12 protein-coding genes are annotated in these 14,360 nt (G+C 72.8%); 5 read left to right on the forward strand and 7 right to left on the reverse strand.

The window, feature by feature from the left end; translation table 11 throughout:
* Positions 1-40 precede the first annotated feature (40 nt).
* The gene (locus ACQEUU_RS13950; protein WP_433065301.1) at positions 41-172 is read left to right on the forward strand and encodes a hypothetical protein; all 132 of its coding nucleotides are present in this window, start codon (positions 41-43) and stop codon (positions 170-172) included.
* On the opposite strand, the gene ACQEUU_RS13955 is transcribed toward ACQEUU_RS13950, so the two are convergent.
* Both ACQEUU_RS13955 and ACQEUU_RS13960 read right to left on the reverse strand, forming a co-directional pair.
* Positions 156-1,202, reverse strand: a complete 1,047-nt coding sequence (locus ACQEUU_RS13955) for an NAD(P)-dependent alcohol dehydrogenase (protein WP_433065304.1) — start codon at positions 1,200-1,202, stop codon at positions 156-158. The two genes, ACQEUU_RS13950 and ACQEUU_RS13955, sit on opposite strands and share 17 nt — an antisense overlap.
* A 69-nt stretch (positions 1,203-1,271) precedes the next feature.
* Positions 1,272-2,036 carry an SDR family NAD(P)-dependent oxidoreductase gene (locus tag ACQEUU_RS13960; protein WP_433065307.1) on the reverse strand — a complete coding sequence of 255 codons (765 nt, stop codon included), beginning with the start codon at positions 2,034-2,036 and terminating at the stop codon, positions 1,272-1,274.
* A gap of 62 nt (positions 2,037-2,098) precedes the next feature.
* On the opposite strand from ACQEUU_RS13960, the gene ACQEUU_RS13965 reads away from it, so the two are divergent.
* A complete protein-coding gene (locus tag ACQEUU_RS13965) occupies positions 2,099-2,656 on the forward strand; it encodes a TetR family transcriptional regulator (protein ID WP_433065310.1) in 558 nt (185 codons plus the stop codon).
* 15 nt (positions 2,657-2,671) lie between these two features.
* On the opposite strand, the gene ACQEUU_RS13970 is transcribed toward ACQEUU_RS13965, so the two are convergent.
* Together ACQEUU_RS13970 and ACQEUU_RS13975 are read right to left on the reverse strand one after the other, a co-directional pair.
* Positions 2,672-4,300, reverse strand: coding sequence for an FAD-dependent oxidoreductase (locus ACQEUU_RS13970; protein WP_433065312.1), 1,629 nt, complete (start codon positions 4,298-4,300; stop codon positions 2,672-2,674).
* Positions 4,301-4,410: 110 nt separating this feature from the next.
* Positions 4,411-5,259, reverse strand: a complete 849-nt coding sequence (locus ACQEUU_RS13975) for an aldo/keto reductase (protein ID WP_433065315.1) — start codon at positions 5,257-5,259, stop codon at positions 4,411-4,413.
* 145 nt (positions 5,260-5,404) lie between these two features.
* Here ACQEUU_RS13975 and ACQEUU_RS13980 point away from each other — a divergent pair, with 145 nt between their 5' ends.
* A complete protein-coding gene (locus ACQEUU_RS13980; RefSeq protein WP_433065318.1) occupies positions 5,405-6,532 on the forward strand; it encodes a CaiB/BaiF CoA transferase family protein in 1,128 nt (375 codons plus the stop codon).
* Positions 6,533-6,646: 114 nt separating this feature from the next.
* Positions 6,647-8,113, forward strand: coding sequence for a serine/threonine-protein kinase (locus ACQEUU_RS13985; protein ID WP_433065320.1), 1,467 nt, complete (start codon positions 6,647-6,649; stop codon positions 8,111-8,113).
* A gap of 28 nt (positions 8,114-8,141) precedes the next feature.
* On the opposite strand, the gene ACQEUU_RS13990 is transcribed toward ACQEUU_RS13985, so the two are convergent.
* Together ACQEUU_RS13990 and ACQEUU_RS13995 are read right to left on the reverse strand one after the other, a co-directional pair.
* Positions 8,142-8,621: a hypothetical protein gene (locus ACQEUU_RS13990; RefSeq protein WP_433065322.1), complete on the reverse strand. Its 480-nt coding sequence runs from the start codon at positions 8,619-8,621 to the stop codon at positions 8,142-8,144.
* Between the two features lie 59 nt (positions 8,622-8,680).
* Positions 8,681-9,127, reverse strand: coding sequence for an epoxide hydrolase N-terminal domain-containing protein (locus ACQEUU_RS13995; RefSeq protein WP_433071838.1), 447 nt, complete (start codon positions 9,125-9,127; stop codon positions 8,681-8,683).
* 173 nt (positions 9,128-9,300) lie between these two features.
* On the opposite strand from ACQEUU_RS13995, the gene ACQEUU_RS14000 reads away from it, so the two are divergent.
* Entirely contained in the window at positions 9,301-10,278 is a 978-nt protein-coding gene (locus ACQEUU_RS14000; RefSeq protein ID WP_433065324.1) for a hypothetical protein, read from the forward strand.
* 63 nt (positions 10,279-10,341) lie between these two features.
* Here ACQEUU_RS14000 and ACQEUU_RS14005 read toward each other — a convergent pair whose 3' ends face one another.
* Complete coding sequence (locus tag ACQEUU_RS14005; RefSeq protein ID WP_433065327.1) at positions 10,342-14,241, reverse strand: hypothetical protein; 3,900 nt, start codon at positions 14,239-14,241, stop codon at positions 10,342-10,344.
* Between the last annotated feature and the right edge of the window lie 119 nt (positions 14,242-14,360).

Below are 14,360 nucleotides of genomic sequence, written 5' to 3' on the forward strand. Positions count from 1 at the left end.
GGCGGCGGGGGTTGACCTCAACCGAGGTTGAGATCGCACGATGGCGGCCGAGCGCGGTGTCACCGGCGTGCCCGGCCTGGTGGTCGACGGCCGCCCACCGGTTCCGGGCGTGCGGCCGGTCGCGGACCTGCGACGGCTGCTGGACGACGGGTCGCTCAGTTCGGGACGATGACGGCGCGGCCGGTGAGCTCGCCGTTCTCCAGACGGTGGTAGGCCTCCACGGCCTGGTCCAGCGGGAACGTGGTGACCTCCGCCCGGATCAGCCCGCGTGCCGCGAGGTCGAGCACCTCGCTCAGCTCCGGCCTGGTGCCCCAGTACGTCGACTGCACCGACACCTCGTACGGCGGCGAGCCGAACGTCACCGGCAGTGCGCCCCCGGCGATGCCGACGATGGTGATGTCACCGAGCATCCGCGCGATGGCGCCCGCCAGGGCCAGCGTCTCCTGCGCGCCCACGCAGTCGATGATCACGTCGGCGCCCCGGCCGCCGGTGGCCTCGCGGATCTCGCCGGCGGCCCGCTCGCCCGGCGCGACCGCCTGGTCGGCGCCGTGCCGCAGGGCGCTCTCCCGGGCCTGCTCGCGGGTGTCGACGACGATCACCCGGGTGGCCGTGGTCGCCTTGAGGATCTGCACCGCCAGGTGCCCGAGGCCGCCCGCGCCGATCACCACGGCGGTGCTGCCCGGCGGCAGCTTGGCCCAGGACCGGCGCACGGCGTGGTAGGGCGTCAGCGCGGCGTCGGTCAGCGGGGCCGCCGCCACCGGGTCGAGCCCGTCGGGCAGCGGCACCAGGAACCGGGCGTCGGGCACGAGCATGAACTCGGCCATGCCGCCGTCGAGGCCCAGCCCGCCGCCGCCGGCGGGCACCGGCGCGCCCGCCGGGTTCTCGCAGTAGGTCTCGACGCCGAGCCGGCACCGCTCGCAGACGCCGCACCCCCACGGCCCGTAGACGGCCACGGCCGTGCCGGGCTCCAGGCCGGTGACGCCGTCGCCGACGGCGTGCACCCAGCCGGCGTTCTCGTGGCCGAGGGTGAAAGGCGGCGCCCAGGGCAGGCCGCCCGTGAAGTCACGCATCAGGTGCAGGTCGGAATGGCAGGCGCCGGCTCCGCCCACCTTGATCACCACCTGCCCCGGACCCGGCTCCGGATCGGGCACCTCGACCAGTTCGGGCTCCGACTTCCAGGCCGGCAACCGCAACGCGCGCATCAACGCCACCTCCTGTCAGCCCTTCTACCCGTGATCACGCCGTGTGTAGCGCGGCGTGATCACGGAGGGTCAGCCCGCGGACCAGCCGCCGTCGACCGGCATGATCGCGCCGTTGACGAACGAGGCCGCGTCGGAGGCGAGGAACAGGGCGGCGTCGGCCATCTGCTCGGGCTGGGCCAGCTGGTCGCCGAGCGCCAGCACCGGGCTCAGCCGGGCGGCGCCGGCCTGGTCGAACGTCGCCCCGTCGGCGATGTTGGTGAGGGTGGCGCCGGGCAGGACGGCGTTGCAGCGGACGCCGTCCTTGGCGTGCGCCCAGGCCACGCTCCGGGTCAGGCCGACGACGCCGTGCTTGGACGCGGTGTAGGCGGCGCCCGCCGCGCCGCCGCGGATGCCGGCCTCCGAGGCGATGTTGACGATCGAGCCGCGCCTCTGGCCGAGCATGTGCGGCAGCACCGCGCGGGTGACCAGGAACGTGCCGGTCAGGTTGACGCGCAGGACGCGGTCCCACAGCTCCGGCGGGATCTCGGCGGGCAGGGCCATCGTGTCGATGATCCCGGCGTTGTTGAAGAGCGCGTCGATCCGGCCGTACGTGTCGATCGCGGTCCGTACGAGCGCGGTGACCGCGGCCTCGTCGGCGATGTCCGCGGTCACGGCGACGGCGGGGCCGTCCGGCGCCGAGCCGTTGATCTCCTTGGCCGTCTGCGCGGCGCGTTCGGGGTCGAGGTCGCCGACGACGACGCGGCCTCCGGCGGCGGCGAAGGCGACGGCGATCGCCCGGCCGATCCCGGAGCCCGCGCCCGTGACGAGGGCGACGCGGTCGTCGAAGGTGGTCACAGGGGCCGTCCTCTCGTCCGACACTAACCGGACAATATTGTCCGGTTGTTACGATAGCCGCCATGCCAGCCGAGCGTCGACCCAATCGCGGACCCAGCGCCGCGGCCGCGAACCGGGCGGCGCTCATCGCGGCGGCGCGCGAGGTCTTCGCCGGAGCGGGTTACGACGCGCCGCTCAACATGGTCGCCCGCGCGGCCGGCGTCGGGCAGGGCAGCCTCTACCGGCACTTCCCCGACCGGGTCAGCCTCGCGCTCGCCGTGTTCGAGGACAGCCTGGCCGAGCTCGAGGCGCTCGCCGCCCGGCCCGACGCCACCCTCGACGACGTGCTCGCCCTGATCACCGAGCAGTCCATCGCCTCCACCGCGTTCGTCAGGATGGTGACCGTGCCGACGCAGCCCGACGAGCGCATCCTCGACGTGCGCGAGCGCGTCGCCGGGCTGCTGGCCGGCCGGCTGCCCGAGGCGCGCCGGGCCGGCCGGATCCGCGAGGACGTGACGGCCGGCGACCTCATCATGGCCGTCGGCATGGTCGCCCTCCTGCTCGCCGAGATCCCGGCGCGGGAGCGCCCCGCGACCGCCGAGCGGATGTGGGCCCTGCTGCGCCGGGGCATCGAGCCCTGAGCGGTGGCCCGGCCGTCAGCGGGTGGCGGCGTGGCGCGCGGCCAGATAGCCGAAGACGACGGCCGGCGCGATCGTCGAGCCGGGGCCCGGATAGGTGCGGCCCATCACCGACGCCGTCGTGTTGCCCGCCGCGTACAGCCCGGCGATGACCGAGCCGTCCTCGCGCAGCACCCGCCCGTGCTCGTCGGTGAGCAGACCGCCCTTGGTGCCCAGGTCGCCGGGATACACCCGGATGGCACGGAACGGCCCTTTCTCCAGCGGGCCCAGGTTCGGGTTGGGCTTGACGCGCGGGTCGCCGTAGTAGTTGTCGTAGGCCGTGCGGCCCCGGCCGAAGTCCTCGTCGACACCGGTGCGGGTGAAGCCGTTGAACCGTTCGACGGTGGCGCGCAGCCGCTCCGGACGCATGTCGATCCTCTTCGCCAGCTCCTCCAGCGACGGGGCCTCCATGAGCAGGCCGGCCCGCGCCCACTCCTTCTTGCGGCCGAGCAGGGTGGTGTTCAGGTAGCGCCGCGCGTGGCGGGCCTCGGTGATCAGCCACATCGGCCCCGGCACGTCGTGCTGGAGCATGTGGTGCCCCAGGTCGACGTACGACTCCGACTCGTTGGCGAAGCGGTCGCCGTTCGCGTCCACCCTGATCCCGAAGGGCATGGACCGCTCGGCCAGCATGAAGTGGGCGCCGCCTTCAGGGCCGAGCGCGCTCCCGCCCCACCAGGCGTCGTCCATCAGCGCCAGCGCGCCGCCCGCGCGGGCGCCGGCCTCGATGGCCGTGCCCAGGTCGCCTTCCGGCGCGGAGGAGTAGCCGGGGATGCCGTGGTGCTTCTCGCGCCACTCCCGGTTGTGGGCGAAGCCGCCGGAGCCGAGCACCACGCCGCGACGGGCGCGGACCCTGCGCCGGCTGCCGTCCTTGTCCACCACGGCGCCCACCACCGCGCCGTCCTCCACGATCAGCTCGACGACCGGGGACGAGAGCCAGACCGGCGTCTGCTGCGTACGGACGATGTGCATGAGCGAGCTCACCAGCGCGCCGCCGAGGCCGACGGGCCGCTTGCCGCTCGCGTACGCGCCGATCGAGCGGAAGACGAACCGCGCGCCCCGCACGAAACCGGAGGGCGTGGACCAGGCGCGGGCCAGCAGCCACACGTCGTCCGTCATGAGGGGGAGCGGGATGCCGTCCTTGGCCCGCGAGGAGGCGTACCAGTCGCCGAGCAGTCTGGTGTCGAAGCCGGCGACCTCCAGCGAGCGGCCGATCTTGCCGCCGGGCCGGTCCGGGTAGTAGTCGGGGTAGTCGGCGGACCTGCGCCAGCGGACGCCCTTGCGGCCGAGGAACCGCACGACCTCCGGGCCGGTGCGGACGAACGCCTTCCTGCGCTCCGGCGACGAGGCCGGCCCGGCGTCGCCGATGACGTCGTCCATGTACGTCAGGGCCTCTTCGGCGGAGTCACGGACGCCGTCCCGGATCATCAGCGGGTTCGCCGGCACCCACAGGCCGCCGCCGGAGACGGCCGTGGTGCCGCCCCACTTCGGGGTGCTCTCGACCATCAGCACGTCCAGGCCCTGGTCCGCGGCGGCGATCGCGGCGGTCAGCCCCGCCGCGCCCGTGCCCGCGACGAGGACGTCCACGAGGTAGTCCCACTGGTCGGTCATCCGGTCCTCCTGCGATCGCCCGTACCGGACATCACTGTCCGGTACGGGTCAGTCTGCGCGATCGCCGAGCGCGGAGTCAAACAGTGGCGGGCCACCGTGGAGCATGGCCGTCAGCCCAGCCGCGCCACCTCCTCCGCGCTCAGCTCCAGGGACGCGGCGGCGGCCGAGTCGCGGATCGACTCCGGCCGGCTGGAACCCGGGATCGGGACGACCACGGGACTGCGGGCCAGCTCCCAGGCGAGGCAGACCTGCTGCGGGGAGACGCCGCGAGCCTCGGCGACCTCGGCGAAGGCGGCGCGCAGCTCGCCCGTGCGGCCGATGCCGCCCAGCGGCGACCAGGGCAGGAACGCCAGGCCCAGCTCGGCGCACACGTCGATCTCCGGCTCGCTGGACCGGAAGCGCGGCGAGTACTGGTTCTGCACGCTCACCAGCCGCTCGCCCAGGATGGCGTGGGCGAGCCTGATCTGCTCCGGGTTCGCGTTGGAGATCCCGGCCATCTGGATCTTCCCCGCGTCGTGCAGGTCCTTCAGCGCGCCGATGGACTCCTCGTACGGGACCTTCGGGTCCGGCCGGTGGTGCTGGTAGAGCCCGATGCTGTCGACGCCCAGGGCCTTGAGCGAGCGGTCGCAGGCCCGCTTGAGATGGCCGGGGCTGCCGTCGACGTCCCAGCCGCCGCCCGGCGTGCGCACGTGCCCGCCCTTCGTCGCGACGAGCACCTCACCCGGGTCGCCCGGCCACAGCGACAGCGCGCGGGCGACCAGCCGCTCGTTGTGCCCGGGGTCGTCGTGGACGGGCGTGTAGGCGTCGGCCGTGTCGATCAGTGTCAGGCCGGCGTCCAGGGCGGCGAGGACGGTGCGGACGGACTGGTCCGCGTCGGGCATATGGCCGGCCACCGACATGGGCATCGCCCCGAGCCCGATGGCGCTCACCCTGCGGCTTCCGATGGTACGAGTCTGCATACGACCAGCTTGTCGGCTGGAGCGGGCTCCAGGTCAAGCGACGCCCCCGGCCGCTCATCCTGGTCAGGGCGATGCGTACCGTAGCGAGCATGTCCAAGCTGAGCAGGTGTCACCTTCAGGTCCCGCCGAAGCCGGGAGCACCGGCATGACCGCGCTGGACGGGCTGCTGGTCGCCGACTTCAGCAGGGTGCTGGCGGGACCGTACGCCACGATGCTCCTGGCCGACCTCGGGGCCGACGTGGTCAAGGTCGAACGGCCCGGCGCGGGCGACGACACCCGCCACTGGGGCCCGCCGCACGCCCCCGGCGGCGAGGCCACGTACTATCTCGCCGTCAACCGCAACAAGCGGTCGATCGCCCTCGACCTGCGCGACGAGGCCGGACTGGAGGTCGCGCGGGCCCTGGCGGCCCGCGCCGACGTGCTGGTGGAGAACTTCAAGCCGGGCACCATGGACCGGCTCGGCCTCGGCCACGAGACGCTGCGCGTGCTCAACCCCGGCCTCGTCTACTGCTCGGTCACCGGGTTCGGGTCGGGCGAAGGGGCCGGGCTGCCCGGCTACGACCTGATCGCGCAGGCCGTCGGCGGGCTGATGAGCGTCACCGGCGAGCCCGGCGGGGAGGGCACGAAGGCGGGCGTCGCCGTGGTCGACGTGATCACCGGCCTGCACGCCGCGCTCGGCGTCCTCGCGGCGCTGCGCCACCGCGACCGGACCGGCGAGGGCCAGCGGGTCGAGGTCTCGCTGCTGTCGTCCCTGCTGTCGGCGCTGGCCAACCACTCCTCCGCGTACGCCGCCGCCGGGGTCGTGCCGAAGGCCATGGGCAACCGGCATCCGAGCGTCGTCCCGTACGAGGTGTTCCAGGCCGCGGACCGGCCGATCGTCATCGCGGCGGGCAACGACCGGCAGTTCCGGGCCCTGTGCGCGGTGCTGGAGCGGCCCGACCTGGCCGGCGACGAGAAGTACGCCACCAACGCCGGCCGGGTCGCCGCCCGCGACCGGCTCGTCGGCGAGCTGAACAAGGCGCTCGCCGCGCGCACCGCCGACGAGTGGTTCGGCCTGCTCACCGCCGCCGGCGTGCCGTGCGGGCCGATCAACGACCTGGCCGCCGCCTTCGCCCTGGCCGAGGACCTCGGACTGGAACCCGCGGTGGAGATCGACGGCGTCGGCCAGGTCGCCAACCCCATCCGCCTCAGCGCCACCCCGCCCTCCTACCGGCTGCCGCCCCCGGCCCTCGGACAGGACGGAACGTGGGTCCGCGAAATCCTGGGAAGATGAGCGCGGATCACGACGCCGCGCGCCGGCTGTTCTTGGCCTACTGTGCATCCCAAGGGAGCCCTGAACGACAAGGGCCCGGATCGACGCGCCCGACACGGAGGATGACGTCCGCGAATGAGCACGCAGACGCAGGAGCAGCTCGGCCCCTACTGGCTGATCAGGAAGATCGGCGAAGGCGGCATGGGGACGGTGCACCTCGGTCTCGACCATGCGGGCCGGGAAGTGGCGGTGAAGGAACTGCACCAGCACGTGCGGGCCGACCTCAAGGCCGGCGACCGGCTGTCGCGTGAGGTGGACGCGATGCGGCGGGTCCGCAGCCGGCACGTCGCCCAGCTGATCGACGCCGAACTCGCGGGTCAGCGCCCGTACGTGGTGACCCAGTTCGCCCCCGGCCGCACACTGGAGGACACCGTGCTGACCCGAGGGCCGCTGGAGGCGCGCGAGGTCGTCGGCCTGGCCGTCGGGCTGTGCCGGGCGCTGGTCGACATCCACGCGGCCGGCGTGATCCACCGCGATCTCAAGCCGTCCAACGTCATCATGGTCGACGGTCGGCCGCTGGTCATCGACTTCGGCATCGCGCACCTGGTGGACGCGGTCAGGCTGACGCGGACGGGCATGTTCGTCGGCACGCCCGGCTTCCTCGCGCCGGAGATCATCCGGGGCACGCGCATCACCCAGGCGGCCGACGTGCACGCGCTGGCCTCGACGGTGTTCTTCGCCGCCACCGGCCGGCCGCCGTTCGGCACGGGACCGTTCGAGGCGGTCTGCTACAACACCATGGAAGGACGGGCACGGCTCGACCTGGCCCCCGCCTGGCTGCGCGGCTGGCTGGCGCGGGCGCTGGAGATCGACCCGGCGGCCCGGCCCGGCGCCCGCGAACTGCTGCGCACGGCGGAAGCCCTCGACCCGGCCGCCGCGCCCCTGCCGGACCGCACCTTGACGCTGAACACCGTCTCCGACCTGCTCCCACCCGTCCAGTACGCGTCCGCGCCGGCCAGGGAACGGGCCCACCCGCCGACCCGCCACCTCGACCAGCCACAGGACCAGCCACAGGACCAGCCACAGGACCAGCGGCGTGACCGGTCGCGTGACGGCGGCCCTTCGCCGTCGCAGCCCTTCGACCTCCGGCGGTTCCTGGCAGGCAGCGACTTCGTCGGCGTGCTCGCCCTCGTGACGCTGATGTGCGTGACCATCATCAACCCGGTCACCGCGGGCATGGCGGTGGCGGCGCTCGCGCTGGGGCTGCGCGCCGCGGACCACTTCCTCGGCCCGGACCGGCGCACGCCGGCCAGAGCCGCCCTCGTGGCGCTGGGCCACACGCTCCTCGCCCTCGCGTTCGGCATGACCGCCGCGATCCTCCTGCACCGGGTGGGCCCGCTGAGCGCCACCGACGTCGACTCCCTGGCCGCGGGCGCCTTCACCCTGGGCCTGTTCGTCCTGCCGGGCGCCGGCCCGGTACGGCGATCCGCCTCACGCGCCCTCGCCCGCCTGCTGCCCGGCCACCGCGCGATCGTGGTGTCGTCCGCCGTGATGGGACCGATCGCGCTGATCTCCCTCATCGCGGTCCTGCTCCCGCGGTGAAGCAGGGTCATGGACGCTCCGGCACAGCTCAGGCCGGCAGCCGGGCGCACTCGGCGACGCGGGCGGCCAGCTCACCGAACGCCACGGCGTCCGGTGTGATCATCCGCAGCCGCGCCAGCGAGATCCTCGTCCGGCTGCCCAGAGCCGTGTCCAGCGCCGCGGTCGGCGTGACGTAGAACTCCCACTGATCCAGGTTGAGCGGGTCGACCGTCTTCTTGTCGGTGTGGTGGAGCAAGCAGAAGACGTACACGCCGCTGGGCCGGTGAGGCTCGGCAGCCACGACGTCTGTCGTCGCATCCCAGCCTCTGGCGGGGGCGACGTCGAACCCGATGCGCGACAGCCGCTGCTGGCTCCACGACTGCACATACGCCGCCGACTTGACCTCAACGGCAGGCCCGTCGGGGAGCCGCAGGTCGACCGCGTCCCACTCCGTGCGGACGTCCTCGCCGAGTTTCAAGGCGGAGGCGACGATGTACTCGGCGAGGACGCCACGCAGCCTGTTGCTCATCACGTCAGAGCACGCCCATGCCCAGAAGTCGGCAAGAGTGGGACCCGCCGCCGCCCCGTTCACGATGAACGGCTCACTGCCCGACTTGCGGGTAACGGGGAGAGCGTCGAGTGACAATCCGCCGGGTCACCGCCGTGCGCGCGAGGATCGGTCAGCGGCCCGATCATGTCCAGGAAGTCCACGAACGAGCCCGGCCAGCCATGGCAGAGGATCAGCGGCAGCGCATCCGGCTCGGGTGAGCGAACGTTCAGGAAGTGGATGTCCTGGCCGCCGATCGTGGTCACGAACTGCGGGTGCTCGTTCAGCGTCTTCTCCTGCGCGCGCCAGTCGAAGCCGTTCGCCCAGTAGACCGCCAGTTCCTGGAGGTAGTCCACAGGAACGCCGCGCTCCCACCCAGTTTCACGGATCTGCCGGGGCCAGCGGGTGCGAGTGAGACGATCCCGCAGGTCCTCCAGTTCGGACTGCGGGATGTCGACACGGAACGGCCGAAATGTCGGTGTTGTTATCCATGCCGGAGAAGCTAGGAGCGATACAGGAACTTCACGTTCCTACATCCGGAGGCCCGCGACCGACAGGAACTCCCACAGACTCGGATGGCCTATGGAGGGTCTGATCATCTCGAGGTCGTGCTCCGCCGGGATTCAGCCGAGATCAAGACACGCCCTCTAAGCTCGCCCCCATGCGAAAAGTGAGCGTGGCGCTGACAGCGTTGCTGGTCCTGACTGGATGTGGGCAGCGTGCCGGCGACAGCGGCCTGATGGACGCGATGGCCGCCGTCTCCGGCGATGGACCTGCCGCCGCGTACTTCGAGTACGGCGAACCGGCTTGGTGGCGTGACCTGGGTGTCAAGGCGGGTGCCGGCGAGGCTCGCCGCTGGTTGAGCGCGGCGAGCTCCGGACTGGGCGGCCTCGCCGTTGTCGCGGAGGCCCTGCCGGAGGCCACGGGTGTGACCCCTGGCGCCAGTACGCGGGCGATCTCGATCGGCCTGCCTCCGCGGCAGGCGTTCCGGTTCGACGGTGACGTCGATGCGGACGCCGTACGCGAGAAGCTGACCGCCCTCGGCGCCAAGCCTCGTGAGATGGGCGGCCACGAAGGGCTCTCGTTCTTCCCCGGCGCTGAGATGGACCCGTCCCGGGCGATCGTTCCCGGCGTGACCAACCAGCTCAACCAGGTGGTGGTCACCGACTCCCTGGTGGCCGCGGCCTCGACCCCCGACGTGCTCACGACCGCCCTGGGCGGGGCGCCCGCACTGGCCGACAAACCGGAGTACGCGGCCATGGCCGCCTGTCTGGGCGACGTCGCCGCGGCCACCATGATGACCCCGTCACCTGCCGGCGGGGCCGTCACGCTGTACGGCGTGGGGCTGCGTCGTCCGGCCGGCCTGAACGACCGGCCCGTCAACGTCATCTGCGTGCTGCCGGCGGCATCGGCCGCCGCCGGCGTCGAACGCGCCCTGACGACCCGCCTCACCCCGACAGGGAGTATGAGCAACGGCCGGACATGGGGAGAGCACGCTCCGGAGATCACGCACGACCGGGTCAGCTCGGACGATCACACCGTGCTGCGGGCCGTCCTGACCCTGAACGGCACCACGAACGCGATGCTCGCCAACCACATGCTCATCCGGGGCGACCTCCAGGCCCTGACGGCCCCGTGAGGCGAGTGGCCACGGTGAGCACCGGCCACCTGTGACCATCGGCCGCGGAACGGTCCGCACCGCTCAGTCCAGCCAGCGGCCGACGCCGCGCACCGTGACTTCGAGCAGCTCCGCCGGATCGTCCGGGTCCGGATAGTAGATGATCATAGTTGTGCCGGCAGGGAGCAGGAGTTTGACAGCCTGGACGCATCCCGCCACGGCCTGCCGCCGCTGGTCAGGTCCGGTGCCGTCGATCGGCACCGCGTCACAGACGCCGCCCGGGTTGTCCATGACGAGCCGGAGCGTGTTCTCGCGCAGCGCCACTTCCCGCGTGGCGACGCGATAGGCGAGCTGCGTCTCCAGGTGCCAGGCCGGAGGCGCGACCGGCAGGCCGAACTCCTGCCGGTACAGCAGGCCGAGGCGGTGTTCGAGGGCGGCGAGGTCGTCGTGCAGCCCGCTCTCGACGGTGTACCGGGCCCACTTCTCCAGGTCGCTGTCCGGCGGCAGGGTCGCGATCGGCAGTCCGCTCGCGTCGAGCACCCGTCCGGACGCGTCGACGAGGTAGCCCTGGTTGTTCAGTAGTTTGATCGAATCACTCACCTCTCTCAGCTGCGACGCGGCATCGGCGTACGGGCACTGCCCGCCGTCCTGGACGCATCCGATCGGAAGGGTGCGCAGCAGCGATGTCGCCAGCTCGGATTCGTGCAGCGCCGAGAGGATGGTGCGGTCCGACAGGTGTTCGCGCAGGTACATCGTCCCCAGGACCGAGTTGTACTCGGCGAATCGAAGCTCCTCGGGGACGAGCGACTCCACGAAGGTCCCCTTCCACTGGCTCGAGTACTTGTCCCAGTCCGGTTCCTCGGTCAGCTCCAGGGCTCCGGTGATGCAGTCCGAGAACGCCTTGCTTCCGCGTGCGGCGGCTTTCCCCGCGGCGTTCTTGCACTGGTTGATCAACGACAGCTGGGAGGCGCCGTTGAGCAGGTCCAGGCCGGTCAGAGCCATGTACTCCTCGGCGAGACGGTGGGTCTCGGTCTCCCGGTCGGCGATCCCTCGTGCCGCGAAGTAGAAGAGCGGGCTGAGGACGACGGACATGCAGGCGTCCTGGGCCTTGCCGACGAACTGCTTCTTGCAGTGCTCGATGCGGTCCTTGGCGTAACCGTCCGGGTCGTGGAGCGGGCCCTTGGGGTCGTTGAGGATCTTCTCGACGTGGGCGTTGCAGTCGTGGTAACCGGGCAGGCCGTCCTCGGGCCCCCACTCGCAGTGTCCGTACCACTCGGCTTTGAGCTCGTCGAGGCGCTGTTCGGCCTGTTCCCGATAGTGGTCGAACACTTCGGCGGCGATGCGCGCCGCCTCGGACGCGCTCTTGCCGGCCGCGAGCTGCGCGGCGTACGCGGTGTCGTAGGCGGCGTAGGCGCCGGCGGCGTCCTGTGCCGCGGAGACGGCCGAGGCGCGGGCCCACCGTGCCGAGAGGGACGCCTTCCTGGCCGATTGGTGGGCCTGCTGGGCCGCGGCCGCGGCGGTGCGGACGGCCTGCGCGGCCCGTTCGGCGGACGTGGCGGCGTCGCGCGCGTGGGCGACGGCCTCGGTCGCGAACGTCCGCGCCCGCTCGGCCGCCCGGCCGGCTTCGTTCGCGTACCCGATGGCCTCCTCCGCCGAATCGCGGGCCTCCGCCGCCGCGGCCTGCGCGGTGCGCGCGAAGTCGACGGCACGCTGCGCGATCTGTGAGGTCTCGATCATCAAGGACGTGGCGATGTAGTTGTGCGTCGCGGTCGCGTAGTCGCGTTCGGCCGCACGGTGCCGGCCCACCTCCAGGAAGTCGGCCTGCATCGCGGTCGTGCCGGCGAGAGCGATCTGCGCGCCGTTGCGCACCTCGGTGCCGTGGGAGTCGTCTCCGGCGATCGCGCCGACCTTCGAGCGGACGTCGATCGTGTACGCGGTGTTGTGCTTCACCTCCAGGAACTCCTCGAGAGCGTCCGGATCTTCCGAGCGCAGGGCGATGTTCGCCGCCTCCTCGGTCTGGGCGTGGCCGGCGTCGCGGGCCTCGGCGAGGATCCGGCCGACCTGCTCCCGCTGTTCGGCTGCCCGCTCCGGGTAGTCGGGGTCGTCGAGGAACGCGATGACGTCCGGCCACCCGCCGTCGAGGGCGTTCTGGGCGGCGGCTCTCATGGCCGGGGTGCCGGTGACCATGAGACCTGTCAGGGTCGTGCGGTCGTCCTGCTCTTCCGCGGCTGCCAGACCGGTCCTGGCGAACGCGACGGCGAGGACGTCCTCGTCCTCGCCGAGAGCCTCCATGGCCGCCGAACTGGTCCACGTGCCGGGCACCGTCGCGAAGTACCGGGCCACCTGCCGCGCCTTGCGGGCCGCCGTCGCGGTGCCGGTGCCGGGGTCGGCGGCCTCGGCGATCAGGGCGTCGATCTCGGGGGTGTGATAGCGGCCGATCGGCACTCCGAAACCGCGAGCGTCCCCCAGGCGGGCCCGGGCGGATTCCTGGCTGATGTGCCGGGCGAAGGACAACTCGAGGTCGAGCTCGTTCTTGAGTCGTTCGGCGTCCGCCTCACGTGCCGCCTTGTACACGATCTGGGCCGTCTCGGCCGCCCGCAACGCGTCCTCGGCCGCGCGGTAGGCGTTGTTCGCGTGCTGTGTCGCCAGCTCGGCCGCGTTGACGGCGCTGCCCGCGTGCTGGGCCGCGCTCGCCGCGGCGCTCGCGGCCGCTTCCGCGTAGGACACCGCGCGCGTCGCGGCGTCGCGCGCCTTGCGGGCCGCGTCCTTGGCGATGTCCGCCTGACGCACCGTCTCCTCGGTGGCTCGCTTCGCCCGTGCCGCGCTCGCGCCCGCGCGCGAGGCCGCCGCGAACGCGGCCTTGGCCTCGGCGCTCGCCTCTCCCGCGTAACGGCCGGCGGCCTCGGCCGCGCGGCCGGCGGCCTCGGTGTTCGCCCGCGCCGAATCGGCGGCGGCGACCGCGGCGTACGCCTGCTGCGTCACGGCGGTGATCTGGTCGATGGGGGAGAGCCAGGCGGAGATCTGCGGGCCGATCTGCTGCATGACCCGGTTGTGGTTGGCCGCCGCGGCGGCGGCGTCGGCGTCCAGCTCGGCCGCGGCCGCGGCCGCCCACGCCTCGTCGGACTTCGTGTGCGCCCGCGCCGCCGCGGTCGCGGCGCGTCCCGCGGCACCGGCCGCCGCCCGCGCGGCCTCCGCGGCCGCGCGGGCGGCCCGTACGGCGACGTGGGACGCGGCCACGGCACGGTCGGCGGCCTCAGCCGCGCGCCGGGCCTGACGCTTGGCCTCCGCCGACTCCTGCCCGGCCAGCGCGGCCAGGCGTTCGGCCTCCTGCGCGTCGGTCTTGGCCGCCGCGGCCTCGGCTTTCGCACGCTCGGCCTGCGCGACCGCGGAGACCGTCTCGAACGCCGCGCGGCGGGTCGCCTCTGTGGCACTGGCCCGCAGGTCGTTCAACGTCTGGCTCTCGTTGTCCCTGGCCTGGGCCACGCCCCAGTCGATCTGGACGAATCTCTCCTGCATCTCCAGGCTGCCGTCCTGGAGCGCCCGATTCGCCGCGGCCTGCACCTGCGGGCCGCCGTCGGCCATCGCGCGGTTGACCACGGCGCGAAGGTCGAGCTTGTACGGCAGCCGCCAGCCCGACTCGATGAACTGCCCCATGGCCGTGCGTGAACCGTTGCGCAGCACCGTGTTCGCGGCGGCCGTGACCTCCGGTCCGCCGGCCGCCTTCATCTCGTTCACGCTGGCGCGCAGGTCGATCTCCCGGGCGGTCTCCCAGCCGCCGTCAAGGAATCTCGCCACGGCGTCGGAGTCGTCCGAGACCAGGGCGGCGTTGGCGGAGGCGGCGACCTCGGGCCCGCCGCGGGCCTTGATGCGGCCGACCTGTTCACGATCGTCCTGGGCCGCGAGCCGGGGAAGCGCGGCGAGCACAGCGCAGATCGCCGCTCTGTCCCCGAGCAGGGCCTGCTCAGCGGCCGGACGCACGTTCACGCCGCCCGTGACCCACGCTTCCAGAACCATTTGACGTTCGCACACCGGGTCGGCGGGCGGGTCCGCCACCGCGGCCCGGGTGATCGGGCTGCCTGTGAGAAGCAACGCGAGCACGGTGC

Source organism: Nonomuraea sp. CA-218870, from assembly GCF_050936535.1.
In the GTDB taxonomy this organism is placed as follows: Bacteria; Actinomycetota; Actinomycetes; order Streptosporangiales; family Streptosporangiaceae; genus Nonomuraea; species Nonomuraea corallina.

What these genes read in the sequence shown, in the direction of transcription:
- ACQEUU_RS13950 (WP_433065301.1), top strand. Translation starts at nt 41, where the DNA reads ATGGCGGCCGAGCGCGGTGTCACCGGCGTGCCCGGCCTGGTGGTCGAC.
- ACQEUU_RS13955 (WP_433065304.1), bottom strand. Translation starts at nt 1,202, where the DNA reads ATGCGCGCGTTGCGGTTGCCGGCCTGGAAGTCGGAGCCCGAACTGGTC.
- ACQEUU_RS13965 (WP_433065310.1), top strand. Translation starts at nt 2,099, where the DNA reads ATGCCAGCCGAGCGTCGACCCAATCGCGGACCCAGCGCCGCGGCCGCG.
- ACQEUU_RS13970 (WP_433065312.1), bottom strand. Translation starts at nt 4,300, where the DNA reads ATGACCGACCAGTGGGACTACCTCGTGGACGTCCTCGTCGCGGGCACG.
- ACQEUU_RS13975 (WP_433065315.1), bottom strand. Translation starts at nt 5,259, where the DNA reads ATGCAGACTCGTACCATCGGAAGCCGCAGGGTGAGCGCCATCGGGCTC.
- ACQEUU_RS13980 (WP_433065318.1), top strand. Translation starts at nt 5,405, where the DNA reads ATGACCGCGCTGGACGGGCTGCTGGTCGCCGACTTCAGCAGGGTGCTG.
- ACQEUU_RS13985 (WP_433065320.1), top strand. Translation starts at nt 6,647, where the DNA reads ATGAGCACGCAGACGCAGGAGCAGCTCGGCCCCTACTGGCTGATCAGG.
- ACQEUU_RS13990 (WP_433065322.1), bottom strand. Translation starts at nt 8,621, where the DNA reads ATGAGCAACAGGCTGCGTGGCGTCCTCGCCGAGTACATCGTCGCCTCC.
- ACQEUU_RS14000 (WP_433065324.1), top strand. Translation starts at nt 9,301, where the DNA reads ATGCGAAAAGTGAGCGTGGCGCTGACAGCGTTGCTGGTCCTGACTGGA.